The organism is Endozoicomonas sp. SESOKO4 (assembly GCF_024606275.1).
In genome coordinates, this window is record NZ_JAHHPS010000330.1 from 1 (window position 1) to 1,232 (window position 1,232).

Genomic DNA, 1,232 nt, shown 5'->3' on the forward strand with positions numbered 1-1,232 from the left:
TGACTCCTGAACCAATCGACGAAATCACTCAAGTATTTTATTCGTTCTTTCAGGTGTTTTCTCTTTATCTCTTGTTCTTCGTTAAGCTCTTTTCCTTCTTGTTCCTTCGCTGCTTTGTCATGTTGGGCTCCATCAGCCTGCTGATAGACATCGGCACCAATAGTTGGTTCAGGCATTGCCAAAATAGTTTGTGATTGTTCCAGCAGGTCGGCAAATCCTGTGCCGAGGGTTACCATTATGGCTCGGTAATCATTTGCATCAGGGAAAGTTTTTTGTAATTGTTGTTCTATGTAATTTGACAGGGTTGTAAGCAATTCTTGAAATAATTGAGGGTTTCCATTTCCAGGGTTGTATTCTGCATCATTTAATACCTTTTCGAATATTTCAAATAATTTCTGTTCTTTGTCTTTTCTGTTTGTAGAGCTGGTTACAGTATCATCCCAGTTTGATTTGCTAAAGTAACTCGAGAGATTCTTAACAGATCTTTCTGTAAATATTATCGAGAAAGGATCAAGAATTCTGTTTATTGTATTAATTAGATTCACGAACTGATTGTTTGAGGCAACTAATTCAGGGTTTTTTTCACCATATTCTTTTATTAACACTAACATTCGCTCGTCTGATTTGATATGTCGCTGATAACAAGGTATTACGTTCGTATAAATGCCATGGGTGAGCAGAGTGGTAGCGGCTTTTATCATTGGATCGGTTGGTGTCTCGGGCTTTTCAGTTTTTAAAGAAATATCCAATTGTTGCATTTGCCTAACATAGATTTTTCTAAAAAAATTCAGTCTGGAGATGGCTGACGCATATTCTTTAACATTTGCTTTTAAAACTTCATGATCTTTGATGGGTTCTATTGTACCTAAAAGTTCAAATTTTTTTTGACCGAGTTCCCAGATATCAGATAACTCTATGGCGTTAAGCAGGAATGAGTTAAAGAAGAAATGTGCTGCTTCAGGAGAGGCTCCATTTGAATGGATGGCTGCATAGTAACTTGCCATCAAGGCAGCGAGGCCTAGTTCAGGGATATGAAAAGGTGATTCGGTACCCCGCAGAGAATATAGAATTGCCATCAAATCATTCTGGTCTTCATTAAGCGTAAGGTGGAGTGTTTTTATCAGTTGCTGAATCATGTCTGCAATGGTCAGGTTCTCTTTGGGAGAGTATTCCGGAATGTAGCCCAATATAGTCCCTATGGTGTCTGCACCAAGGCCATCATACAACTCATA

Annotated in this window: 1 protein-coding gene; it reads right to left on the reverse strand. The window is 38.5% G+C overall.

Annotation, left to right across the window (positions count from 1 at the left end; all coding sequences use genetic code 11):
- The coding region (locus KDK16_RS06275) for a hypothetical protein (RefSeq protein ID WP_257275197.1) at positions 1-1,232 on the reverse strand (1,232 nt) is incomplete at both ends.